The organism is Roseiflexus castenholzii DSM 13941, from assembly GCF_000017805.1.
GTDB lineage: Bacteria > Chloroflexota > Chloroflexia > Chloroflexales > Roseiflexaceae > Roseiflexus > Roseiflexus castenholzii.
This window is the reverse complement of sequence record NC_009767.1, coordinates 2764397-2788710: the sequence shown is the minus strand read 5'-3', so window position 1 is coordinate 2788710 and position 24314 is coordinate 2764397. Positions and strand designations below refer to the sequence as shown.

Annotated in this window: 17 protein-coding genes and 1 tRNA gene; 15 read left to right on the top strand and 3 right to left on the bottom strand. The window is 61.5% G+C overall.

Annotation, left to right across the window (positions count from 1 at the left end):
* The first annotated feature begins 82 nt into the window (after positions 1-82).
* Positions 83-2548, top strand: coding sequence for an endopeptidase La (gene lon / locus RCAS_RS11155; protein ID WP_012120677.1), 2466 nt, complete (start codon positions 83-85; stop codon positions 2546-2548).
* A gap of 49 nt (positions 2549-2597) precedes the next feature.
* Here lon and RCAS_RS11150 read toward each other — a convergent pair whose 3' ends face one another.
* Positions 2598-3623, bottom strand: coding sequence for a helix-turn-helix transcriptional regulator (locus RCAS_RS11150; RefSeq protein WP_012120676.1), 1026 nt, complete (start codon positions 3621-3623; stop codon positions 2598-2600).
* 173 nt (positions 3624-3796) lie between these two features.
* On the opposite strand from RCAS_RS11150, the gene RCAS_RS11145 reads away from it, so the two are divergent.
* The 3 genes from RCAS_RS11145 to RCAS_RS11135 all read left to right on the top strand — a co-directional run bounded on the left by RCAS_RS11145 (position 3797) and on the right by RCAS_RS11135 (position 5895).
* Positions 3797-3873, top strand: a tRNA-Val gene (locus tag RCAS_RS11145).
* A gap of 269 nt (positions 3874-4142) precedes the next feature.
* Complete coding sequence (locus tag RCAS_RS11140) at positions 4143-4517, top strand: hypothetical protein (protein WP_012120675.1); 375 nt, start codon at positions 4143-4145, stop codon at positions 4515-4517.
* Between the two features lie 217 nt (positions 4518-4734).
* Positions 4735-5895, top strand: coding sequence for a radical SAM protein (locus RCAS_RS11135; protein WP_012120674.1), 1161 nt, complete (start codon positions 4735-4737; stop codon positions 5893-5895).
* 7 nt (positions 5896-5902) lie between these two features.
* Here RCAS_RS11135 and RCAS_RS11130 read toward each other — a convergent pair whose 3' ends face one another.
* The gene (locus tag RCAS_RS11130) at positions 5903-6538 is read right to left on the bottom strand and encodes an SH3 domain-containing protein (RefSeq protein ID WP_012120673.1); all 636 of its coding nucleotides are present in this window, start codon (positions 6536-6538) and stop codon (positions 5903-5905) included.
* A 402-nt stretch (positions 6539-6940) separates the two neighbouring features.
* On the opposite strand from RCAS_RS11130, the gene RCAS_RS11125 reads away from it, so the two are divergent.
* The 6 genes from RCAS_RS11125 to RCAS_RS11095 all read left to right on the top strand — a co-directional run bounded on the left by RCAS_RS11125 (position 6941) and on the right by RCAS_RS11095 (position 14624).
* Positions 6941-8899 carry a serine/threonine-protein kinase gene (locus tag RCAS_RS11125; RefSeq protein WP_012120672.1) on the top strand — a complete coding sequence of 653 codons (1959 nt, stop codon included), beginning with the start codon at positions 6941-6943 and terminating at the stop codon, positions 8897-8899.
* 66 nt (positions 8900-8965) lie between these two features.
* Positions 8966-9946, top strand: a complete 981-nt coding sequence (locus RCAS_RS11120; RefSeq protein WP_157042624.1) for a PP2C family protein-serine/threonine phosphatase — start codon at positions 8966-8968, stop codon at positions 9944-9946.
* Positions 9947-10097: 151 nt separating this feature from the next.
* Positions 10098-11375 carry a VWA domain-containing protein gene (locus RCAS_RS11115; protein ID WP_012120670.1) on the top strand — a complete coding sequence of 426 codons (1278 nt, stop codon included), beginning with the start codon at positions 10098-10100 and terminating at the stop codon, positions 11373-11375.
* Between the two features lie 116 nt (positions 11376-11491).
* Entirely contained in the window at positions 11492-12013 is a 522-nt protein-coding gene (locus tag RCAS_RS11110) for an FHA domain-containing protein (RefSeq protein WP_012120669.1), read from the top strand.
* 12 nt (positions 12014-12025) lie between these two features.
* On the top strand, positions 12026-12271 hold the full coding sequence (locus tag RCAS_RS11105) for a hypothetical protein (protein ID WP_012120668.1): 246 nt from the start codon (positions 12026-12028) through the stop codon (positions 12269-12271).
* Between the two features lie 994 nt (positions 12272-13265).
* Positions 13266-14624 carry a TrpB-like pyridoxal phosphate-dependent enzyme gene (locus tag RCAS_RS11095; RefSeq protein ID WP_012120667.1) on the top strand — a complete coding sequence of 453 codons (1359 nt, stop codon included), beginning with the start codon at positions 13266-13268 and terminating at the stop codon, positions 14622-14624.
* Positions 14625-14841: 217 nt separating this feature from the next.
* On the opposite strand, the gene RCAS_RS11090 is transcribed toward RCAS_RS11095, so the two are convergent.
* A complete protein-coding gene (locus RCAS_RS11090; RefSeq protein WP_012120666.1) occupies positions 14842-16767 on the bottom strand; it encodes a glucosidase family protein in 1926 nt (641 codons plus the stop codon).
* Between the two features lie 220 nt (positions 16768-16987).
* Between RCAS_RS11090 and trpS the strand changes: the two genes are divergently transcribed.
* From trpS to trpD, 5 genes are all read left to right on the top strand, one after another.
* Complete coding sequence (trpS, locus tag RCAS_RS11085; protein WP_012120665.1) at positions 16988-17995, top strand: tryptophan--tRNA ligase; 1008 nt, start codon at positions 16988-16990, stop codon at positions 17993-17995.
* A 1400-nt stretch (positions 17996-19395) separates the two neighbouring features.
* Positions 19396-20949, top strand: a complete 1554-nt coding sequence (gene trpE, locus RCAS_RS11080; RefSeq protein WP_012120664.1) for an anthranilate synthase component I — start codon at positions 19396-19398, stop codon at positions 20947-20949.
* Complete coding sequence (locus tag RCAS_RS11075; protein ID WP_012120663.1) at positions 20946-21512, top strand: anthranilate synthase component II; 567 nt, start codon at positions 20946-20948, stop codon at positions 21510-21512. The genes trpE and RCAS_RS11075 overlap by 4 nt, the downstream gene beginning before the upstream one ends.
* Positions 21513-21514: 2 nt before the next feature.
* Positions 21515-22942 carry a hypothetical protein gene (locus tag RCAS_RS11070; RefSeq protein ID WP_012120662.1) on the top strand — a complete coding sequence of 476 codons (1428 nt, stop codon included), beginning with the start codon at positions 21515-21517 and terminating at the stop codon, positions 22940-22942.
* On the top strand, positions 22929-23951 hold the full coding sequence (gene trpD, locus RCAS_RS11065) for an anthranilate phosphoribosyltransferase (RefSeq protein WP_012120661.1): 1023 nt from the start codon (positions 22929-22931) through the stop codon (positions 23949-23951). Before RCAS_RS11070 ends, trpD begins: the two co-directional genes overlap by 14 nt.
* Positions 23952-24314 lie beyond the last annotated feature (363 nt).

Sequence of the window (24314 nt, the reverse complement as noted above, 5' to 3'; positions counted from 1 at the left end):
AAGCCTTGACGGTCACTGCGCAGCGCATCATAATACCTCATACGCGGAGTGGTTCTCCGTCGAACATATCGAGGTAAACACTATGGAAGATGAGCATGTGAGCGAGACAACGCAACCGATCCAGACACTACCGCTGATCCCGCTCGATGGCGTGGTCGTGTTTCCCTATACGGTCGTGACTGTGCCGCTCAGCGAAGAGATAGAAGCGGCAGCGCACGCAGCAATGAAAGAGGGGCAACTGGCGCTGCTGGTCGCCTACCGGCGTGACGCACCCTCCGATGCCCCGCTCGCGCTGCGGTTGCACCGCATTGGCGTGGTTGCGCGCATCGAGCAGATTGGTCGCCTGCCGAACGGCGCGCATGGCATGGTCGTGCGTGGTCTGGTGCGGGCGGAACTATGCGAGCAAACCCAGGATCGGCCCTACCCGCGCTTCAGGTATATCGAGCATCACGACCATACTGAGCGCACCGACGAACTCGAACAGTTGATGACCGAGGTGCATGCCGCAATCGATGCGGTGCTGGAGTTGCGCCCTGGCATTCCTCAAGAGATCCGCAATTTCGTGCGGAGCATCGATGATCCGGGTCATCTTGCCGACAACACCGGCTACTCGCCGGACTACACTTTCGAGGAGCGGCAGGATCTGCTCGAAACCCTCGATGTGGTCGAGCGCCTGCGCAAAGTGCTGGCATTCTATCGCAAGCAACTGGCGCTGATGGATATTCAGGCGCGCCTCCGGCAGGAAGTGCAGGATGCGGCAGCCCGACAGCAACGCGAGTTCTACCTGCGCCAGCAGTTGCGCGCCATTCAGAAGGAATTAGGGGAGGACACCACCGAGGAAGACGAACTGGCAGAACTACGCGAGAAACTCGAAGCAGCGAACCTCACACCTGCTGCTCGAAAAGAAGCCGACCGCGAACTGCACCGTCTCAGTCGGATGAACAGCGCCTCGCCTGAATACCAGATGGTGCGCACCTACCTGGAATGGATGGCCGAACTGCCGTGGAACAAGACGACCGGTGCGCCGATTGACATTGCTCATACCCGTCAGGTGCTCGACGAGGATCACTACGGTCTGCACGCAATCAAAGAGCGCATCCTCGAATACCTGGCGATCCAGCAGCGCCGTCAGCACCTGATGAAGGAAGAACGGGTGCGCGAGCCGATTCTGGCGTTCGTCGGGCCGCCCGGTGTGGGGAAGACAAGCCTGGGGCAAAGCATTGCGCGGGCGCTTGGGCGGCAGTTCGCGCGGATGAGTCTTGGCGGCGTGCGCGACGAAGCCGAGTTGCGCGGATTCCGGCGCACCTACATTGGCTCGCAGCCAGGGCGTTTGATCCAGGAATTGCGCCGCGCCGGCACGTCCGATCCGGTACTCCTGCTCGATGAGATCGACAAACTTGGGCACGACTACCGCGGCGACCCGGCGGCTGCGCTGCTGGAAGTGCTCGATCCCGAACAGAACGACACGTTCACCGATCACTACCTGAATGTGCCGTTCGATCTGAGCAAGGTGTTGTTCATTGCCACTGCCAATACCATGGATACCGTGCCGCCGGCATTGCGCGACCGGATGGAAGTCATTGAATTGAGCGGCTACACCGGGGACGAAAAAGTGCACATTGCGCAGCGGCATCTGATACCGAAGCAACTACGCGCCAATGGATTGCGCCCCGAAGAGGTCATCTTCGAGGAAGAGGCGCTGCGCATCCTCATTCACGACTATACCCGCGAAGCAGGGGTGCGCAATCTGGAACGGCAGATTGGCGCCGTGCTCCGTAAGGTAACGCGCCGTCTCGTTGAAGAGCCTTCGGGGGCAGGATCGACGCCCGTTCGTATTGATGGCGCGTTTGTCCGTCAGGCGTTGGGCCGTCCACGTTTCTTCAACGAAGCCAGGGAACGCATCGATCAGCCTGGCGTGGCGACCGGGCTGGTCTGGACTCCATCTGGCGGCGATATTGTCTTCGTTGAGGCATCGGTCGTCGAGGGAAGTCGCGAATTGCGCCTGACGGGGCAATTGGGTGATGTCATGCGCGAAAGCGCCGAGGCAGCCCTGACCTATGTCCGTTCGCGGGCGCACACGCTGGGCATCGATCCGCACTTCTTTGACAGGCACGCCATCCATATTCACGTCCCGGGAGGCGCCGTTCCAAAGGATGGACCTTCGGCGGGGATTACGATGGCAACTGCGCTTGCATCGGCAGCCACCGGTCGCCTGGTGCGCGATGATGTCGCTATGACCGGTGAGATCACTCTGCGCGGACGGGTGTTGCCGGTCGGCGGCGTGAAGGAAAAGGTGTTGGGTGCGCATCGCGCCGGCATCGGCACAATTATCCTGCCACGCCGCAACGAAGTTGATCTCGATGACTTGCCATCCGACGTGCGCGAAGCGCTGACCTTCGTTCCTGTCGAAACGCTCGACGAGGTGCTGGCGGCGGCGTTACTGCCCCATCCGGCAGCCACCATCAGCAACCTGTTCGGCGCAACACCGCAGGAGACTCATGCATCAGAGGAGACGCCGCACGCTGGTGTGACGCCGGGCCGGGCATAAAAAAACCTCCCGCAGGTTTGAACCCTGCGGGAGGCTTTGGCGGCATCCCTTAGCGAACAGCGACCGGGTTGCCATAGAGTGACGCCATCGCGTCCACCGTCTCTCGGATAAGGTCGATCAGCTCCGTCGGCTCGATCACACGGCAGCGATCACCGTAACGCAACAGCACGTCGCGCGCAACGGAAAGATTGGAAACCGTTGCAGTCACCAGTGCGCTCCCGTCATCGCTGTACTCGACATGCGCATTGGGGAAAAATGACCACCCCTCGCCTCGCTGCACCACCTCAGGATGCAGCCAGTATCGCAGCGTCAATGCCGGCGCCCTCAGTCGCTCCGGCGGCAGCGGGGTTGGCAACACCTGCGCTGTACCGGGGACGATGCGGTCGAGCCGATAATCAACAGGAGCGAACAATTGCTCGGCGCCTGGCGGTTGCACCTCCAACAGCGTAGCGTCGAGATACGTGCACCCATTGTTGCGGAAGAAGATACCATAGGGAGCGACGCGATGCCGTCGCGGCGCTTCACCATTGCTCAAGCCCCAGTAACGAAACGTCAGTTCACGTTTTTCCTCGATTGCCTGGCGCACAGCAGCGAGCACATGGGGATCGATACGACCGGATGGCGCCTTCTGGCGTGTGGCGCTCCGCCGCGCGTGCAGGTGCGTCTGCGCCCGATTGGGAAGCATCTGAATAACCTGATCGATCAGGGCGCGAATGCTGGCATGCGTTGGGTTTGCCGATCCTGCCGGATAACTCGCATCAAGCAACGCCAGCGCTTCCAGGCTCTGCGGCGGCAGGTCGAGCAACGCCAGTTCCCCCAGATCAACAATGACATACTTCCCCTGGTCGCGTCGGTAAACGATCCGGCAATCATACTCTCCCTTGAGTGAATCCAGATCGTGCTTGAGCGCTGCTGCTGCATTCGCCGGGTATCCATTGACGCCGAGTTCCGTCTGTACTCTGGTGATCAACTCTTCCGCACTTGCAGGCGATCGCAGTAACTGACGCACCAGAAACAAACGTCGGCGAAAAGTCACCCATGAACTGCGCTTGATACCGCCACTCCGGCGTGCCATGCCGTCCTCCGTTGTGGGTATGAAGTAGAACCGTACATTGTGAAGCAGGATACCATGAATAGTGAACACACCCCCTGCGCAAAAGCGCCGCAAAGCGTCCACAAAAGTTCAGATTTTTAAACTTTTTCAAGAAGTTGCGTATTCAGGCGCTCCGTGGTATACTTTCAGCCATCGGGCGATTAGCTCAGTTGGCTAGAGCGCATCGTTCACACCGATGAGGTCACTGGTTCGAGTCCAGTATCGCCCACCATCCGAATAGAAGACGCCTGTCAGGGCGTCTTTTCCATTTTCAGGATAGGTCTTCCCAGCCATGCGCCAACTGTGATCTCGCCAACGCATGGTATAATCAGAGCATCCGTTCTCGGGGGAGGCGGTATGGACTACGATGATCTGCCCGAAGATGCGCCCGGCGGGGATGATGAAAATACCGGTCCCTACGCCGATGAGTATGGCGGCGATCTGTTCTGAACGTTCTTACTACGAGAGGATGCATGCCCGTCCCGCACCGGCAGCGCACCGGTGCTCACCCAACTCCTGGAATGCTTCATCAGCCAGCACGTCCGGCAGACGCTAAAAGAGATGACGCTCCTCACGGCGCCCATGGGTTTTGAGCAGCATGCCCAAAGCGTCAAGGCGCTCCTCAAGGATTACTGCATCGACCCCGTCCTCATAGAGTGCCGCAACGTTGGCAGCAAGCGCGCGATGCCCGCGCTCATGAGCATAATGAGTGCATTGACGTCGTTATCTCTCCCCCCCAAATTGCCGGAAAGAACATCGCTTCTTCGCGCTGCATATGCGGCAACACTGCTGCCGTCAGCGCCTGACGCGCACGCGCTGGCTTCCCGGCTGTTGTGGATGGAACGCCACGATAGCGCGCCGCACTGCGGCGAATGACCTGGCAATGAACAATATCTGACGATGCTCGCGCGATAGGGAGACGAGTCCTGATGACGCCTCAGCGTTGTATCCTCCTTTTGGACGATCCTGTTCGCTCTTGTGTTCTAGACAATTTCCCGCGCATCGGGTATACTGCCTCTTGCACGATGCCCGTTGCTCACAAGATGCCATCTGTGCAGCAAGTCACTGGCGTTCCGGCGCCATACAAAGCCTGATGAGTCCTCTGATCTTTGTCGAACCAGACACGCAGCAGAAACTCTCGATCCTGAGCGCAGAAGCCGGATTCGAAGCCACAACGGTTCCAGCCGTCGAACGGGTACAGCAGGGGATGCGCCATCCCGCCGGTTTTCTCTATACTGCCAGGAAAGAAGGCGGGGGGACAGCGCGCCTCTTCAAAGTGCTCCAGACGAACGCCTGCCGCTACGCCTGCCGCTACTGCTTCACCTCGTGCGCAGTGCGACGTTCCCGCACGACGTTTAAGCCCGACGAACTGGCAACAACCTTCATTGCGCTGCATCGTTCCCGGCAGGTCGATGGGCTGTTCCTCTCCTCCGGGATTGTCCCCGACGCCAATGCAACGATGGAGAAGATGCTGGCGACAGTCGAACGATTGCGACTGAAAGAAGGATACACGGGCTATATCCACCTGAAGTTGATCCCCGGCGCGGCATTCGAGTATATCGAGCGCGCCGTTGAACTGGCAGACCGCGTTTCGTTGAACCTGGAAGCGCCTAATGCCGAACGCCTGGCGATGCTTGCGCCGGAGAAAGAGTTTGCCGGCAGCATGTGGGGGCGCATGGCATGGGCTGCCGGGTTGATCCGCCGGGCGCGCGCCGCCGGGCGCCCCGCTGCCCGCAGCCTTACGACGCAGTTCGTCGTTGGTCCGGCGGGCGAAAGCGACCGTGAGTTGCTCGAAACGGCGGCGCGCACCCACCGCGACCTCGACCTGCGCCGCGCATTCTTCAGCGCCTTTCACCCCATCGAACGCACACCGTTCGCCGATATGCCCGCCGAAGACCCACTGCGCGAACTGCGGCTCTATCAGGCGGATTTTATGCTGCGTGATTATGGTTTCACCGTTGACGAATTGCCATTCGATGAGCGTGGCCTGCTGCCACGCACCATCACTCCGAAACAGGCCTGGGCGGAACGCCATCTTGTTGAGCCGATCGACGTGAATGTTGCGCCGCGACGCCTGCTGCTTCGCATCCCCGGCATCGGTCCACGATCCGCCGACCGGATCATTGCTATGCGACGCGAGATGCACCTGCGTGATATGGCGCATCTCGCGCGGCTTGGCGTGGTGGTCAATTGGGCGGCGCCCTATGTGCTGCTCGATGGAAGACGCCCGCCGGAACAGGGGCGTTTGTGGTAAAACAGTCCTATGGGGTCACCGGGACCAGGAAATCCGCAGCAGCCCATCCTTCGGCGCCTTCCGGATCGCGCACCCGCTTCCAGACCCGATCCGGCTGCACCGAGTCGTCGCCGATCACGGTAACAATCGTGCCTTCGGGCAGCGTTTTGATCGGGGTGTTATTCATATTTGGCTCCGGACGCAGGAAGAGACCGAGTGCGCCGGTGCCCTGGACGCGCAACTGCACATTCACCGGCGGCTCCGGCGTCAGGGTCAGGGTCGAGGTGAGCGGATCGGGGGTGACCGTCGGCTGTTCAGGCAGCGGCGTCAACACGATCTGTGGTTGCAGATCGGTTGCGACATCGCGGGAAGGCAGCGGTTCGGGTGCGCCTGCCTGGCTCAGCGTAAAAAGGACAATGCCTAGCAGCACAATCGCCATTGCTGCCAGCACAAACTTCCACCCATCGTGCTGAAGCCAGAGGATCACCTCCTGGGAAAACGACGCACCACCACGCGCGGAACGTCCGGCGCCTCTGGCGCTACGCCATGCTGGATTGACCGGCCTGGCATGATCGTCGGGATTCAGTTGCTCCGTATCGTGCTGCTCACGGCGCGGTGATCGGGGCGCGCGCCGGTCGAAGGGATCGCCGCTGTCGCTTGCCATGCCTTGCTCCTCACTCCTGATGATTCTTATCCAATCATAGCACAGGTGTGCATGCCGTTCAACAATGCACAACGACCGAACTTCAGTCTTTGTCGCGCGCGAAAGCCGGGCGCCATCGCTGTGAGCCGCAGGCGGAGCGAAGGGTCACGGTCGCGCGCGCGGATCGCGAGGCTTCGCTCAGCATGACACGTCTCGCTGCCTGATGGTTGATTCGCACGTCAGGAAGACCTATAATAGCAGGCGTGAACGACAGCGTCTATCTGCCGGATTGCCGTTCGCACATTCCTGCGTCTGTCCTGCTATAATAACAAGCGATTAACCGGTCGAGCGCGGATTCGCTCTGCCAGGCGCGCCCGTTCGAGTGACACACCCCCCATCATGGCTCGCTGCGGAGGATATCGTATGGCGTTGATCAAAAAACCCGGCACGACTAAGGGCATCGATCTTAACTCATCGTCATCAGGCGCCGGGGCGGACCCGCAGGGCGCCACGACTCCTGGCGCCGGAGCGCGTGCCGCTGCGCCGGTGATGCAACCGGGTGTCATCCTGCAGGGGCGATATGTCATCGAAGGCACGCTTGGCATCGGCGGCATGAGCGTCGTCTATCGCGGGCGCGACCTGCGCTTCAAGGATGTCGTGCGCCCGTGCGCTATCAAGGAAATGTACCAGAGTGCGCCGGATTCGAATACGCGCCTGCTGAACCTCAAGAACTTCGAGCGCGAAGCCGGTCTGCTGGCGACTCTGCAGCATCCCGCTATTCCCAAGGTGTTCGACTTTTTCGAGGAAAATGGTCGGGTTTACCTGATTCTGGAGTTGATCCAGGGAAAAGACCTGGAAACCGTGCTCGAGGAAGCGAAAGGCCCGTTGCCGGAAGAACGGGTGGCGCGCTGGGCAGTGCAGTTGTGCGAGGTGCTGTCCTACCTGCACAACCAGCAACCAGAACCGATTGTCTTCCGCGATATGAAACCCTCGAATGTGATGGTGACATCCGATGACCGGATTGTGCTGATCGATTTCGGCATCGCGCGCAGCCTGGTGCGCACCCGCGGCACGGTCATCGGCACCGAAGGGTATTCGCCGCCGGAACAGTACAAGGGCATCGCCGAACCGCAGAGCGACCTCTATGCGCTTGGCGCCACGCTCCATCACCTGTTGACCGCCAGCGATCCGCGCACCGAAACGCCGTTTACGTTCCATGAACGGCCCCTGCGCCAGTTGAACCCGCAGATCTCGCCCGAATTCGCTGCGGTCGTCGAAAAAGCGCTTTCCTACGATATGAAAACACGCTGGGCATCAGCCGATGAGATGCGCATGGCGTTATTGCAGACGCCAACCCTCCGCAGCGGACAGAGCGGCGGAACAGTGGCGGCAAAAGGTGCGCCACGCCTCAGCAATGCCGCAACCACCGAACTGGTTTGGCGCTTTGTTTGCGAAGACGAAGTGCGCTCCTCGCCATGCCTCAGTAATGGTATGGTCTTCGTTGGGTGCTACGATACGAACCTGTACGCGATTGATGCCGGTCGCGGCGAGTTTCGCTGGAAATACGCCACCGAAGGAGGCATTTCGTCGTCGCCTGCGGTGTGGAACGATATTGTCATTGTCGGCTCGGAAGATGGCGCGGTGTATGCCTGCGAGATCCGCCGCGGTGCGCTGCGCTGGACGTTTCGCACCAGCAAGCCGGTGCGCGCGTCGCCGCGCGTGCTGGAGCGCGTCATTTTCATCGGGTCGGACGATCAGCACTTCTACGCGATCGATGGGCTGCGCGGCGCGCAGATCTGGAAATACCGCACCTGGATGCCAATCCGCTCCTCAGCATGCATTGCGGGGGAGTCGGTCTACTTCGGCGGCGGCGATGGGTTCGTCTATGCGCTGAATATCAAGAATGGCGGCGTCCGCTGGAAGCAACGCACGCAACAACCAGTGATTTCATCGCCGGCATTCGCCGAGAATATGGTGATCGTCGGGTCGATGGACCATATGCTCTATGCGCTCGATAGTGAGGGCGGATGGCCGGTGTGGAAGTATCGCACCAATCATTATGTCAATTCGTCACCGTTCGTGTTTGGCACGCGCGTCTTCGTTGGAAGCGTCGATGGCAACCTGTATGCCATTGAACTGAAGAATGGCAAACTCGCATGGAAGTATGACACCGGCAGCCAGATCACCTCATCGCCACGGGTTGAGCAGGGGCGTGTCTACTTTGGGGCTGCCGATGGATGTGTCTACTGCCTCGATGCGGCGAATGGGTCGCTGATCTGGCGCTATGAAACACAGGGCCCGGTCGTGTCGTCGCCGGCGATCGGCGAAGGCGTGGTGTATATCGGGTCACTCGATCATGCGCTGTATGCGCTGCGCGCGTAGCATGCCGGCGCCATCATTTACCCTCGTGGAACAATGCAGCGTTCCGCTCCTGAAAGCAGGCGCCCTATGAGCGAAGACATGCCCCCTGAACAACCGACGGCACCCGCCTCCGATCACGCTGATCCGGCGTGGTGGTCTGATGTGAGCGGCGAAAGTGATGGCACACGCCCGCTCGACACGCATGCGGTACTGGCGCAGGCGGAGACGACCGACCGCCGACCTGGCGAAACTGAACCACTCGACGATGATACAACGCTGCGTGAAACGCCGCCGCCTCCGCCGGCAATCGCGGCTGCTGCGATGCGGCACATCGGTCAGGTGCGCGCAACGAACCAGGACGCGATCTACACGCTGATCAGCAGCATCCCGCGCGAAGCCGGCGACGCAACTCTTGGCTTGTTCGTTGTCGCCGACGGCATGGGTGGGCACGAAGGGGGTGAGATTGCCAGTCGCATGGCGGTAGCAGCCGTCGCCCGGCGCGTCATCGCCGACCTCCTCATTCCGGCTATCGAGGGGACCATTCATGTCTCGCTTCAGGCGTTGATGGTCGAAGCCGTCCAGGACGCCAACCGCGCTATCTGGGAGCATGCCCGGTTGGCCGGATCGGACATGGGCACCACCTGCACTGCGGCGCTGTTGCTGGGTCGATCCCTCTACATCGGTCATGTCGGTGATACACGCGCCTACCTGATCGATACTGGCGGCATCCATCAGTTAACGACCGATCATTCAGCGGTCGGACGGTTGATCGAGATGGGACAACTCGACCCAACCGAGGCGCGGGATCATCCGCTGCGCTCTCAGTTGTACCGCACTGTCGGGCAACACCCGGAGATTGCGGTCGATCTGGTGTTTCAGCCCATCGGCGATGCGACCCATCTGCTCCTCGCCAGCGACGGTCTGTGGGGATGCGTCGAAGAGGAGACGATGCTGCGCATTGTGCGGGGGATCGAAAGCCCGCAGCGCGCCGTGCGCGCTCTGGTCGATGCTGCTAATCGCGCTGGCGGACCGGATAACATTGCTGCGATTCTCGTCCGACTGGTGTAGTTCAGGTCCAGAGCATCCTTATTTCCTATTGTCAACGCTACCATATTCGTGATAATGTGTGCATTGTATGCAGGCGCAGAGCGCACAACCTGAGACGTGGGGCGCAAGAATACCGTCATAATCTCTCCCATAACGGAGCAGCGGTGCGTGTATGACACCGGGCATTAACCTTCAGCAGACCCTGAGCCGGACAACGCTGGCGGTCGGTGACGAACCGCAATTGATCTATGTGCTCCTGGAAGCGCACGCTGAAGGGTTGGCACAGCAGTTGCCCAAATTGCCGCTGAATCTGTGCCTGGTGCTCGATCGCAGTTCTTCGATGCGCGGGGAGCGCCTGATGCAGGTCAAGGACGCCGCAGCACGCATCGTCGATCAATTGGGGCAGGACGATTATTTTTCGCTGGTGGTGTTCAACGACCGGGCTGATGTGGTTATTCCGGCGCAGCGCGCGATCAAGAAGGCGGACCTGAAAGCGGCGATTGCGCAGATTGAGGCGGCCGGCGGCACGGAAATGGCGCAGGGGATGGCGCTGGCGCTCCAGGAGGTGCAACGACCGTTTCTGACACGCGGCATTAGCCGGATCATTCTGTTGACCGATGGCCGCACCTACGGCGACGAGAGCCGGTGTGTCGAGATCGCTCGCCGCGGGCAGTCGCGCGGCATTGGGTTGACGGCGCTCGGAATTGGAACGGAATGGAACGAGGACCTGCTCGAAACGATGACCGCCAGCGAAAACAGTCGTGCTCAGTACATCGCCACTGCCCAGGATGTCGTCAAGGTCTTCGCCGATGAGGTGAAGCGCCTCCATGCCATCTTCGCCCAACAGGTGCAACTGTCGGTCGAGACACGCCCCGGCGCGTTGTTGCGGTCGCTCGATCAGGTGCGCCCTTTCATTGCGCCGATTACCATTATCGAAGAAGCAGAGCGCCGCTGGGTGGCCAATCTGGGAGACTGGCCCGATACCGGCGTGCAGGGATTTCTGCTCGAAGTCGTTGTGCCTCCCTTACCGGTTGGTGATCACGCGGTGCTGAAACTGACGTTGCGCTATCATCTGCCTGGGGCAAACCTGCGCGATCAGGCGCGTGAACTCATGGTTCGCGTTAGCCTGCGCCCGGCGGAAGAGGTCACCCATCGCGTCGATGCAACCCTCAAACACTGGCTGGAGCGCCTGGTGGCGTATCGCCTGCAAGCAAACGCCTGGAAGTGCGCGGCGGAAGGACGACTCGAGGAAGCGAGCGAGCGTCTGCAAATGGCAGGAACGCGCATGCTCAACGCTGGCGACGCGGCGCTGGCGCATACGTTGCAACAGGAAGCGACGCGCATTCTGCGCAACGGAACGGTGAGCGAAGAGGGACGCAAGCGCATCCGCTTTGGCACTCGCGGTCTGATCGGTCCGGTTGCCGACGATGAACGCGAGACTACGACGTGACCGATGCGCGTGCAGGCTCCGCGCATCGTGACCGTCTGAGCAACCCTGTGCCGCCGTTATTGTGAGGAACGTAAGCGACAAAGCAACCCTTCCGACAGTGTGAACGTGGTTGGCTTATGATTATCTGCTCGAATTGTGCATCCCGACAACTCGACGGCACTATTTTCTGCGCTGAGTGTGGCGCCAGCCTGATCGACGCCAGTCCGTCCGAATCGACGCGCGAACTTCACCCCGGCGCTATCGAAAGCCATGATCCTCTGCCGGTTTCTGGTCCGCTACCGGCAGACGATGCGCAGACCGCCCATATGGTCACCCTGGTGGTGGTGAGCAGTCGCCGCCGGATCGAGGTCAATCTGAGCGATGAGGCGCTCATCGGACGGGCAGACCCGACGCGCGGCATTATGCCGGATATCGATCTTGGTCCGTTCGGTGGGTATGACGCCGGTGTTTCGCGCCGCCATGCCATCCTCTCATACCACAATGGCGCCTACCGCGTCGAAGACCTCGGCAGCGCGAATGGAACCTTTGTCAACGGTCGTCAGATCAAGCCCATGTGCGCGACGCCGGTGAAGCACGGCGACGAGATTATGTGTGGAACCCTGTTGTTGCGTCTGGAAGCCCGCAATCGTCAGCGCTGAAAGGAGCCGAACGTGGCAAGAACCGTCATTTTGCACATTGCCGGCGAAGATCCGGTTCTGGCAGACATCGATCAGGAACCACAGCCGGGCGACATGTTCATCAAGGTCACGAATATGCGCAAGCGCGATGGCAAAGACGTGCCCTACCTGGCGCCCGGCGTTCAGAGTGTCATCTTCCCCTGGTGGCGCATCACGTTTGTCGAGATTATGCCGAGCGAAGAAGATCGCGGGTCGGTCATCGACTTCTTCCGCACGTGATGATCGCCACGCCGACTGCGCATTTGGGCGCGCACAGAGCGTATTCATCAAACGTCGGGTTGTCGGGGACGTGTTTGGGCATCGCCCGGCGCGCCTGCCGCAAAGGTTCATTCCCGGTTGTCGTCTCGCTCGATAGGGCGAAGAGGCGCGCCGCACCGTCATGAAGAGATCACAGCGCGCGTGATCGACGCTTCCAACCAACAATCTGTGCCGATCCTCGCCCAACCCCATCCCAAGTTGAGAAAACGCTCAGGGTCCGGTCGTTGCTCAGACGATTCTGCGCCGGACCAACCGCGCCGGTTGCCCCCAACCGACCCTCTTCCGCTGAGTTCAAGGGCGGACCGCGCGCATGAGCATTGCGGGCATGCATAGCGTTGGGATGCGCCGTTTTTCCCTCACCCCCTGTGGGAGTGCCGCTGTTCGTTCGGATGCTCTGTCTGTCCTTGAATCCGCCGAGAGAGGGAACAATGTTCGGTGTGACCATAAAACGAACGCCCGCTCCATGGGGACGCTCTCCACAGGAGTGGCACGAAGGGGCAAAAAACCGGTTTGACATCCTCCCCACTTCCTGCTATACTCACAGGCACATCAACCAGAAATTAACAGCGATGAACGGGAAGAGTACGCACCAGGGCGCGGCGCAGCGAGCCGACGGCGTGGTGTGAGGTCGGTGCAGGCGACGGTGCGGAATGGGCCCGGGAGTTGCGGAGCGAACCGGCAACGCTGTGCGTTGTCCGCAGTAGGAGCCGCCGGAAACGCCGCCGTTATCAGGGCGCGGGGTATCGCGCGCGTCGCGCGCCGTACTCGCAGAGGGCGTCGCGCCGTAAAGCGCGGCGAACCGGGGTGGCACCGCGTGAGGTTCTTCAGCCTCTCGTCCCTGGCAGGGGACGAGAGGTTTTTTTGATTCGCGGCGCGCGCCGTTCGATGCAGGCGCGACGCGCGCTGTCAACGATATCGCCTGCACCGTAGTTGCTCTGCTGAGGAGGGACGTTCCATGAAGACCGTCAAGTATCTGCTCGCTGAGGATCAGATGCCGACCGCCTGGTATAATATTCAGGCAGATCTGCCCACACCGCCGCCACCGGTGCTCCATCCCGGCACAGGACAGCCGATTGGTCCGCAGGACCTGGCGCCGCTCTTTCCGATGGCGCTGATCATGCAGGAGGTGAGCACCGAGCGCTTCATCGAAATTCCCGAAGAGGTGCAGACAATCTATCGCCAGTGGCGCCCGACGCCGCTGTTCCGCGCGCGACGCCTCGAACAAGCGCTCGACACGCCAGCCCGCATTTACTACAAGTATGAGGGCGTCAGTCCCGCAGGAAGCCATAAGCCGAATACCGCCGTCGCGCAGGCGTACTACAACCAACAGGAAGGGGTCAAACGCCTGGTGACCGAAACCGGCGCGGGGCAATGGGGTTCGTCGCTGGCAATGGCGGGCGCGTTCTTCGGGATTGAGGTGCTGGTCTTTATGGTCAAGGTCAGTTACCAGCAGAAGCCGTACCGCCGCGCGCTGATGGAAGCCTACGGCGCGCGCGTGGTCGCCAGCCCCAGCGAAGAGACCAACGCCGGGCGAGCGATCCTTGCCGAACATCCCGATAGCACCGGCAGCCTGGGAATCGCTATCTCCGAAGCGGTCGAGGTGGCAGCACAGGACCCGGAGGCGAAGTATTCGCTCGGCAGCGTGCTCAACCACGTGCTGCTGCACCAGACTGTTATCGGCGAAGAGGCGCTGGCGCAGATGGAGATGGCGGGTGATTATCCCGATATTATCGTTGGCTGCACTGGCGGCGGCAGCAACTTCAGCGGCATCTCGTTCCCGTTCATCGGAAAGAAACTGCGCGGCGAGCGCAATGTGCGTGTGGTGGCGGTCGAACCGGCAGCCTGCCCGAGTATGACGCGCGGTAAGTATGCCTACGACTTTGGCGACACCGCCAAACTGACGCCGCTCGTCAAGATGCACACTCTGGGACATGATTTTGTGCCGCCGGGGATTCATGCCGGTGGGCTGCGCTACCACGGTATGGCGCCGCTGGTCAGTCATCTGCTCGAATTGGGAGTGATCGAGGCGATCAACGTTCAACAACTTGAGACGTTCGCGGCAGGCATTCAGTTCGCTCGTGCAGAGGGGATCATCCCGGCGCCGGAAGCCAACCACGCCGTTGCGGGTGCGATCCGTGAGGCGCTGCGCTGCAAGGAGGAAGGGGTCAGCCGCGCGATCTTGTTTAACCTCTGCGGACACGGGCACTTCGATATGCAGGCGTATACCGACTACATGGCAGGTAAACTGCGCGACTACGAGTACTCTGAGAAAGAGGTCGCCATGGCGCTCGCCGGGTTGCCGTCGGTGGAGTAGACAGGACACGGATCGGCGCGCATGGAACGGATTGCCACGGGGCGATCCCTTTTCATCCGTGCAGATCCGCTTCCTGTTCCGAAGGGTGCAGCCCATAGGACACGGATGGTCGCGGATGGAACGGATGGACACTGATCGATTCCGTCTTGATCCGTCGCACCTGTGGACATCCGTGTCCTGTTCCAAAGGCTGCGGGCAGCGCTCGCGTAATGCGTCGCTACCAGCGCACCTGTACCTGAACAACTGCCATATCCGCTACGTCGATGATGACATACCGGCTGGCGCGCAGGGTTTCGATGGTATGCGGCACGGGCACACCGTTGACCAGCGCTTCGACCGATCCCGGCGTGTCCTGCGGCAGCAGCACCCTCACTCGCGCGCGATCAAAGACCCCGCTCAGGTCGAGGTCGATACGGCGCGGATGCTGACGCCAGGCATACGCCAGATACCCGTCGCTCGCCGGGTAGCGCGCCGAGACATACGCCGAGGTCAGACCAGCGGCGCCCCAGCGAGGGCTGACGATTACATCGCGCATGGCGATGCCCTGATCCTCGATGCCGGCAGCGCCCTCGATCAGCGCAGTAAACATCGCAGCCGTCCCCCACGCATCGGTCGGAATGGTGTCATCGGAGCCGACCCCTTCTGCGCCGTCGGGATGGTACCAGAGAAAGGTGCGCCCGCGACTGAGCATGCGCAGCCAGTAGTGTTCGAGAATGGCGAAGCCATAGGTTTCGTTGCCGTAGCGAAATGCGCCGCGCGCCAGTTCGCCGCCGGTGATCGGCATGATGCCGCCGTTGACATACGCGCCGGGGAGTTCGCCGCTGCGCCCCGCAAGCCCGAAACTTCCCGGTGGAAAGGGCGGATCGATGCTAAACCATTCCGCGAATGCGCGCATAGTCTTCGAGCGTTCGATATATTCGTCGATGATCGCCTGCCCCTGCTGAACGGTGAGCACGCCACGGTTGAGCGCATAGGCGTTCGAGAGGCTCAACTGCCGCTCCCGATCAACGCCGGGGATGTCGAAGGACTGAAAGGGGACATGATGGCGGAAGAAGCGCCCGTTCCAACTGAGCGCATTCAGGTTGCGTATCAGACCGGCGGCAACATCACGCCAGACACGCGCCAGGGTTGCATCGCCGACGCGCTCTTCCATCCGCGCCAGCATCGTCAGCGCCTGTGCCATGCCGGTGTTGTCGCCGTGAAAAACGCCCCAGATCGTCTTGTCGTCGATCCAGTGGCGCGGCGCAGGCTTGCCCGTTTCCGGGTCGGTCGTCGTCGAACCGTACTCGAAATCCCAGGTGTCAATGGTGAAAGGGCGCTTGATCAGACCACGTTCGGCGTCCCAGCGCAGCGGGTGCTGCAACGAGTACGTCACGGCGCGCCGCATCGGTTCCAGGTGGCTACGCATCCAGGCATCGTCGCCAGTCGCCTGCCAGGCTTCGTACACTCCCTGGACGTAGAGGTACTCAACGTCGGCTTCGACCGGCACCCGGAGCGCGCGATCAGTCCATGGAGGGCGCGGCAGGAAATCGGGGAAACTGCCATCCGGTTGCTGGTAGCGGCGAAAGTCGTCAAAGGCGGTTTTGAGATCGGCGTCGAAGTAGCGCGCGCCGCGTTGTGCGTACACGTGGTCGCGCAACCAGATCAGCGGGCTGTCGGGCGAACGGTAACCGTGAAAGAATGCGCCATTGAAGGTGTACGACAGCGTGGCAGCAGCAAATATGGCAGCCGCATTCGGCACAAACCGGTCGAAGCGTTCCTGCCCGGTCCAGATTTCGGTGCGCGCATCGAGTGAGAACAGCGCCGGATTGGCGGCGACGAATCGACCAGAGGCGAACAACGCCACCCACTGCGCACCGGGCGCGCCGCGCGGCACGGCGATCAGGGTTCCAATGCCGTTCTCGACGTGTCCTTCGGCAACGCCGGCGAACCGTTTGCGGCTGTCGAACAGGATAACGGCAGCAGGACCGGTGTATCCGGGAATGCGCACGTCAACCTCGACCGGTTGGAGCGGCGCAACCACCGCGCGACGGGCAACAAGCGCTACGCCTTCCTGCGCAAACGCGGAAGGGATCGACGCAAGCGCGGCGAATGTCGCAGCGGCAGACAGAGCCGCGCGGCGAGACAGATGTTTTGATGGCATAGTCGCAAATTGATAGAGTGTCTGAATGCTCCGGTTGACGCAGTGCAGGGGAACGCACGGATTTTCGCGGATCGAAACAGACTCATACAGATCGACGGCTTTTTGTCATCGGCAGATTCGCGCGAATCTGTCGCATCTATGTCAATCCATGTTCTATGGGCGCCAGATCATCAGCCTACTTTCACACAAACTATACCATACCTTTGACATGGAGGCTTCTATGACCCAACCGAAAAAACGAATATTGACCGGCGACCGTCCAACTGGACGCATGCACCTGGGGCACTATGTTGGCACATTGGCAAACCGGGTGCGCTTGCAGGACGAGTACGAATGCTTCTTCCTGGTCGCCGACCTGCACATGCTGACCACGCGCACCGAACTCGAGCGTCTGCGCCAGACCGGTGAGAATATTCGGCATGTGGTGCTCGATAATCTGAGTGTCGGGATCGACCCGGAGAAATCGACCTACTTCCTCCAGTCGATGGTGCCGGCAATCAGTGAAATCGCGCTGATCTTCGGCATGCTGACGACCGTTCCGCGCCTGCAACGCGTGCCGACGCTGAAAGAAGTCATGCAGGACCTGCACATCGAGCAGCCATCCTATGGGTTGCTGGGGTATCCGGTGCTCCAGGCCGCCGACATCCTCTGTGTGCGCGCCGATCTTGTGCCGGTCGGCAAGGATCAGGCGTCGCACCTGGAAGTGACACGCGAAATTGCGCGTCGCTTCAACACCCTCTACGGTGAGGTGCTGCCCGAACCCGAAACCCTGATTGGCGATGTGCCGACGCTGGTGGGAATCGATGGTCAGGCGAAGATGTCGAAAAGCCTGGATAATGCCATCTACCTGAGCGATGACGCCAGGACTGTCGAGGAGAAGGTGCGCCGGATGTACACCGATCCCAACCGCATTCGCGCCGATATTCCCGGCACGGTCGAAGGGAATCCGGTGTTCATCTACCACGACGCTTTCAATCCGAATGCCGATGAAGTGAACGATCTCAAGGAACGATACCGCCAGGGGAAAGTCGGCGATGTCGAGGTGAAGCGCAAACTCGCGGCGGCGATCAACGCCTTCCTCGATCCGATCCGCGAACGACGCGCGCAGTACGAACGCAACCCGCGCATCGTCGAGGAAATTCTGGCTGCCGGTTCCGCCCGCGCGCGCGCCGAAGCCGACAAAACCCTCAACATGATGAAAGAGGCGATGGGGCTGAAATTCATCTGAAGGCGCGAGGCGTGAGGCGCGAGGCGAGGGGGGTGAGGCAAGAGGCAAGAGGCGAGGGGGATGAGGCAAGAGGCGAGGGGGGTGAGGCGCGAGGCGCGAGGGCAGATCGAAGGCGGTTCTCTCTGTGCTCTCTGTGGCTCTGTGATGAATTCCACAGGTATGAAGGCTGAAGGTTGAAGGTGCGAAGATTGAACGCACGAACATCAAACAACCCAGGGAAACAGTCCTTCGTGCCGCTTCGCGCCCTTCGTGGATCATCCAGCGGACAAGGCTTGAGGCAAGAGGCGAGGGGGGTGAGGCTTGAGGCGCGAGGCGAGGGGTGATAGCAATGACGATTGACGATGCCGCATGCGTGTCATTCCGAGCCCTTCGCTTCGCTCAGGGTAAACGCAGCGAGGAATCTGCGCGGGTCGCGCACGACCCCTCGCGCGGCTCGGGGTGACACTGCCGGATGGTCACCGGTCATTGGTATGAGAGGCGCGAGGCGCGAGGGCAGAGGGCAGAGGGGTGAGGCGCGAGGCGCGAGGGACGAGGCGCGAGGGCAGATCGAAGGCGGTTCTCTCTGTGCTCTCTGTGGCTCTGTGATGAATTCCACAGGTATGAAGGCTGAAGGTTGAAGGTGCGAAGATTGAACGCACAAACATCAAACAACCCAGGGAAACAGTCCTTCGTGCCGCTTCGCGCTCTTTGTGGATCATCCAGCGGACGAGGCAGGAGGCAAGAGGCGAGGGGCAAGAGGGATGAGGCAAGAGGCGAGGGGGGTGAGGCAGCACACCTGCCAACGTTGAACGTTGAACGTGGTAAGGTTGCACGTAGGGTTGGCGGTGCTATGGCACGTTGCCCGTTGCACGTTCGCACACAAGACGGCGCGCAGATCGAAGGCGTTTCTCTCTGTGCTCTCTGTGGCTCTGTGGTGAATTCCACAGGTATGAAGGTTGAAGGTTGAAGGTGCGAAGATTGAACGCACAAACATCAAACAACCCAGGGAAACAGTCCTTCGTGCCGCTTCGCGCTCTTTGTGGATCATCCAGCGGACGAGGCAGGAGGCAAGAGGCGAGGGGCAAGAGGGATGAGGCAAGAGGCGAGGGGGGTGAGGCAGCACACCTGCCAATGTTGAACGTTGAACGTGGTAAGGTTGCACGTAGGGTTGGCGGTGCTATGGCACGTTGCCCGTTGCACGTTCGCACACAAGACGGCGCGCAGATCGAAGGCGTTTCTCTCTGTGCTCTCTGTGGCTCTGTGGTGAATTCCACAGGTATGAAGGTTGAAGGTTGAAGGTGCGAAGATTGAACGCACAAACATCAAACAACCCAGGGAAACAGTCCTTCGCGCCGCTTCGCGCCCTTTGTGGATCATTCAACAGGCGCACAGGCACATGGCGCAACTGCAGGGGGGATACTATGAAACTTTTTCCATCGCTTCAAGAGATGCGCGCCCTGGTCGGGCAGGGCAACCTCTGCCCACTCTACGCCGAGGTGCTCGCCGATCTGGAAACGCCGGTATCGGCATTCCTCAAAGTTGCGCGCGAACCGTGGAGCTTCCTGCTCGAATCGGTCGAAGGCGGGCAGCACATCGCGCGCTACTCGTTCATCGGCGTCGAACCGTACATGACACTCCGTTTCGATCAGGGAGTCGCCAGCGCGGTGCAGGGCGGGTACAAGCAGACGCTGCCCTACACCGATCCGCTGCATGTGCTTCACTCCTACCTGAGCGCCTATCGCCCGGTGCGCCTGCCCGATCTGCCGCGCTTCGTCGGTGGCGCCGTCGGCTACTTCAGTTACGAGACGGTCGGCTATTTCGAGCGCCTGCCGCGCCCGGAGAAACGCGGCTATGCGATGCCCGAAGGACTGTGGCAATTTGTTGATACGCTGCTGGTCTTCGATCATCTGCGCCACAAGATCAAGGTGCTGACCCACGTCCACCTGGACGACCCGGATCTCGAGGGCGCCTATCAGCGTGCTGCGGCTCGGATCGAAGCGCTGATCGAGCGACTGCGACAGCCGCTTCCACTACACAACCACGCACTCCCGGCGGAGCGTGATTCTGCCGAGACGCCGCAGGAGCGTACTTTTTCCTTCGTGGCGAATTATGAACCCTGGCCCTCCGAAACATCGGCGCCGGTCACTATTGCGTCGAACGTCACCCGCGACGAATACATGCGGCGCGTCAACGTCGCCAAAGAGTACATCGCGGCTGGCGACATCTTTCAGGTCGTGCCCTCGCAACGCTTCAGCCGCCCGGTGCGCGTCCATCCCTTCGCCATTTACCGCGCGCTGCGCACGATCAATCCGTCGCCGTATATGTTCTACCTCCACACCCCCGAAGGCGACCTGGTCGGCGCGTCGCCGGAATTGCTGGTGCGCGTCGAGGAAGGAATAGTGACCACGCATCCGATTGCGGGCACCCGTCGCCGCGGCAAAGACCCGGAAGAGGACGCGCGGCTGGCGCAGGAGTTGCTGGCAGACGAAAAAGAGCGCGCCGAGCACCTGATGCTCGTCGATCTGGGGCGCAACGACCTGGGGCGCGTGTCGGAACCGGGAACGGTTCGGGTTCCGGCATTTATGGAGGTAGAAAAGTTCAGCCACGTGATGCACCTGGTGAGCCATGTCACCGGCAAACTGCGCAGCGATATGACGGCACTCGATGCGTTGCGCGCCGTATTCCCCGCCGGAACCGTCAGCGGCGCGCCGAAGATCCGCGCTATGGAGATCATCGCCGAACTCGAAGGTGAACAGCGCGGCATCTACGCCGGCGCGGTCGGACACGTCGGCTTCAATGGCGATCTCGATACCTGCATTGCGCTGCGCACAATGGTCGTCAAAGACGGCATCGCGTATGTGCAGGCGGGCGGGGGGGTGGTCGCGGACAGTGACCCGGCGGCAGAGTATGAGGAAAGTTGCAACAAGGCGGCAGCGCTGCTGCGCGCCATTGACGCAGCGGAGGGCGACCTATGATCCTCCTTCTCGATAACTACGACTCCTTCACCTACAATCTCTACCAGTATCTGAGCGAACTTGGGGCGCAGGTGACGGTGAAACGCAACGATGAACTGACGGTCGGCGAGGTGGCAGCGCTGGCGCCGGAGAAGATCGTCATATCGCCAGGACCATGCACCCCGAACGAAGCGGGCATCAGTGTCGCACTCATTCGCGAACTGGGTGCGACGATCCCGCTCCTCGGCGTCTGCCTGGGGCATCAGGCAATTGGCGCGGCATACGGCGGCGCCGTCGTGCGCGCGCCAAAGGCGATGCACGGCAAGGTCTCCCTCATTCATCATAACGAGCAGGGGGTGTTCGCCGGTCTGCCTGCGCCGTTTCGGGCGACGCGCTATCATTCGCTGATTGTGCGCCGTGACGATCTGCCCGATTGTCTGGAGATTACAGCATGGACCGACGATGGACTGATTATGGGGGTGCGCCACCGCGACCATCCGGTGCAGGGGGTGCAGTTCCATCCTGAGTCGATCATGACCGAGGCGGGTAAAGAATTGCTGCGCAATTTCCTGGCAGGGCGCTGAGCATGACCGCCAATCTCGACAGCATCATTGCGCACTATCATAGCCTGTTCGATGCGGCGCTGGCACGCGAAACCTTCACAATCCTCGACACGGAACAACGCGCGCGCAGCATGCTCATCGGTCCGCAACGCGACCGTCTGATCTGCCCGGTGCTGCGACCACGGTTCATCACCCGCGCGCAGTACGAGACCCTGACCCGTGCTGCGTCGCTCGTCGGGCGCGCCATTCGCGCCGTGAGTGCAGCCGCACTGACCGACCCGACGTTGCTGGCGCCCTACCGTCTTACTCCGGCAGAACGTGAATTGCTTGCCATCGACCCCGGCTACCATGGCGCAACCGTCTTTGGTCGCCTCGACGGATTTCTGGCGCCGGACGGCGCATGGTGCTGGTTCATCGAAGCGAATGTCGAGTCACCCGCCGGGATCGGGTACGATGACGCGCTTGCCGGTATCTTCGACCAGACCCGGATCATGGCGGCATTCCGCGAAACCTTCCAGGCGACGGCGCTGCCGGTGCGCCAGGAGTTGCAACAGATGCTGCTCGATGCCTACCGCGCCTGGGGCGGACGGGGGACTCCGACGGTTGCCATTGTCGATTTCCCCGGCGTGACGACGTGGTCCGAGTTCGAGCACCTCCAGCAGCGCTTCGAAGCGGATGGACTGCCGACAGTTGTCTGTACGCCGGATGACCTGCAATATCAGGGGGGGCGCCTGTACGTCGAAACGCGCCTGGCGGATGGCGGCGCCTCCTGGCGACCGGTCGATCTGGTCTATCGTCGCCTGTTACAGCACGAATTCCTCAGCATGTACGATCTGCACCACCCGCTGATCCGCGCCTATGCCGACCGCGTGGTGTGCGTCGTCAACCCGTTTCGCACGAAACCGGCGCATACCAAACTGATCATGTGGCTGCTCTCCGATGACGAAGGACCGGCGAGCGGCATCCTCGACGCCGACTCGGCGATGGCGGTTGCGCGTCATATTCCCTGGACGCGGTTGGTGCAACGGGGGACGACCCGCTACCGGGGAGAACGAGTTGATCTGCTTGACTTTGCCCGCCGTCACCGTGAGCGCCTGGCGCTCAAACCGAACGATGCGTATGGCGGCGAAGGGGTTATCCTGGGCTGGGAAACTTCACCGCTGACGTGGGAAGGGGCGCTCGAACGCGCGCTCGACGAGCCATCCGTGCTTCAAGAGCGTGTACCGATGCCGGAAGAACCCTATCCGATCTGGTCGGACAACGAGGGGATTGTTCTCTCCTCGTATTATGTCGATGCCGATCCATGTCTCTATGGCGACCGCGCGATGGGATGCCTGACACGTATCGCCACCGCTGCAAAACTGAACGTTTCCGCCGGCGGCGGTTCTGCGCCGCCGACGTTTCTGGTCGAACCCAAGCTGACACAGGAGCCTGTCAATGCCAATCCGTGATCAGATTATCCAGATCGTTCGGGGTCATGATCTCACCGAAGAGCAGGCTGCCGAAGCGATGGAAGAAATTATGACCGGCGTGGCGACCCCGGCGCAGGTCGCGGCGCTGCTCACAGCGCTCCACCTGAAGGGCGAAACCGACGCCGAGATCGCCGGCATGGCGCGGGTTATGCGCGCCAAAGCCATCCCCGTCCACTTCGACGGTCCGCTGCTCGACACATGCGGCACCGGCGGCGACAGCGCCGGCACGTTCAACATTTCGACGACCGCCGCGTTCATCGCGGCAGGCGCCGGCGCAACGGTCGCCAAGCACGGCAACCGTGCCATGTCGAGTGTCTGCGGCTCTGCCGACGTGCTCGAAGGGCTGGGGGTCACCATCGATCTCGACGCCGCTGGCGTGGCGCGCTGTCTCGAACAGGCGGGCATTGGGTTCATGTTCGCACAGAAGTTCCATCCGGCGATGCGCTTTGTCGGACCGGTGCGCCGTGAGATCGGCATCCGCACCATCTTCAACGCCCTCGGTCCGTTGAGCAACCCGGCGCAGGCACGCCACCAGACGCTTGGTGTCGCCGATCCGGCGCTGGCGGAGAAGATGGCGCGCGCGCTTTACCTTCTCGGCGCGCAGCATGCTCTGGTCGTTCATGGGCACGGCGGGCTGGATGAACTGACCCTGAGCGGACCGAACCTCGTCATCGAAGTGCGTGCCGGTCACAAGCCGCGACGGTATGAGGTCAGCGCCGGCGACCTGGGGCTGACGCCTGCCCCGCGCGAGGCGCTGCTCGGCGGCGATGTATCGACGAACGTGGCGATTGTTCGCGCCATTCTCAGCGGAGAAGAACGGGGAGCACGGCGCGACGTGGCGTTGCTGAACGCCGCCGCCGCTCTTGTTGCCGCCGACTACGCCGCCGACCTGCGCGAGGGGTTGCAGCAGGCGCGGCAGAGCCTTGAGAGTGGCGCCGCCCTGGCGCGCCTGGAGCGGCTTATCACGGTCAGTAGCATCAACCGTTGAATATTACTGGCGGAAGGAGTGCGCCTTTACCCTCACCCCCTGCCCCGCTCCCGCGCGCGGGAGCGGGGAGACCGGCGCCACACGCGGACGTCCCAAGGTGGGCGTGCCGATGTTCACACGGGTGTTCGGTCCGCCCTTAAACCCCCCATATGGGGGGCAGGGGAGCTGACCCCACCGTATGCGGGGGCAGGGGCATCCCCGTCCCCTTAGAACAAAGGTTTGCATCTGATCTCCCCGTATGCGGGGGGGCATGGGACCGGCGCCGTGCGCGCGGCCGTCCCACGGTGGGCGTGCCGGTGTTCACGCGGGTGTTTGGTCCGCCCTTAAAACCTCACGGGTCCTGGCAAGAAAACCGCCGACTCC

What these genes read in the sequence shown, in the direction of transcription:
- trpE (WP_012120664.1), top strand. Translation starts at nt 19,396, where the DNA reads ATGAAACTTTTTCCATCGCTTCAAGAGATGCGCGCCCTGGTCGGGCAG.
- lon (WP_012120677.1), top strand. Translation starts at nt 83, where the DNA reads ATGGAAGATGAGCATGTGAGCGAGACAACGCAACCGATCCAGACACTA.
- RCAS_RS11095 (WP_012120667.1), top strand. Translation starts at nt 13,266, where the DNA reads ATGAAGACCGTCAAGTATCTGCTCGCTGAGGATCAGATGCCGACCGCC.
- RCAS_RS11075 (WP_012120663.1), top strand. Translation starts at nt 20,946, where the DNA reads ATGATCCTCCTTCTCGATAACTACGACTCCTTCACCTACAATCTCTAC.
- RCAS_RS11115 (WP_012120670.1), top strand. Translation starts at nt 10,098, where the DNA reads ATGACACCGGGCATTAACCTTCAGCAGACCCTGAGCCGGACAACGCTG.
- trpS (WP_012120665.1), top strand. Translation starts at nt 16,988, where the DNA reads ATGACCCAACCGAAAAAACGAATATTGACCGGCGACCGTCCAACTGGA.
- RCAS_RS11125 (WP_012120672.1), top strand. Translation starts at nt 6,941, where the DNA reads ATGGCGTTGATCAAAAAACCCGGCACGACTAAGGGCATCGATCTTAAC.
- RCAS_RS11110 (WP_012120669.1), top strand. Translation starts at nt 11,492, where the DNA reads ATGATTATCTGCTCGAATTGTGCATCCCGACAACTCGACGGCACTATT.
- RCAS_RS11090 (WP_012120666.1), bottom strand. Translation starts at nt 16,767, where the DNA reads ATGCCATCAAAACATCTGTCTCGCCGCGCGGCTCTGTCTGCCGCTGCG.
- RCAS_RS11135 (WP_012120674.1), top strand. Translation starts at nt 4,735, where the DNA reads ATGAGTCCTCTGATCTTTGTCGAACCAGACACGCAGCAGAAACTCTCG.
- RCAS_RS11150 (WP_012120676.1), bottom strand. Translation starts at nt 3,623, where the DNA reads ATGGCACGCCGGAGTGGCGGTATCAAGCGCAGTTCATGGGTGACTTTT.
- RCAS_RS11120 (WP_157042624.1), top strand. Translation starts at nt 8,966, where the DNA reads ATGAGCGAAGACATGCCCCCTGAACAACCGACGGCACCCGCCTCCGAT.
- RCAS_RS11070 (WP_012120662.1), top strand. Translation starts at nt 21,515, where the DNA reads ATGACCGCCAATCTCGACAGCATCATTGCGCACTATCATAGCCTGTTC.
- trpD (WP_012120661.1), top strand. Translation starts at nt 22,929, where the DNA reads ATGCCAATCCGTGATCAGATTATCCAGATCGTTCGGGGTCATGATCTC.
- RCAS_RS11130 (WP_012120673.1), bottom strand. Translation starts at nt 6,538, where the DNA reads ATGGCAAGCGACAGCGGCGATCCCTTCGACCGGCGCGCGCCCCGATCA.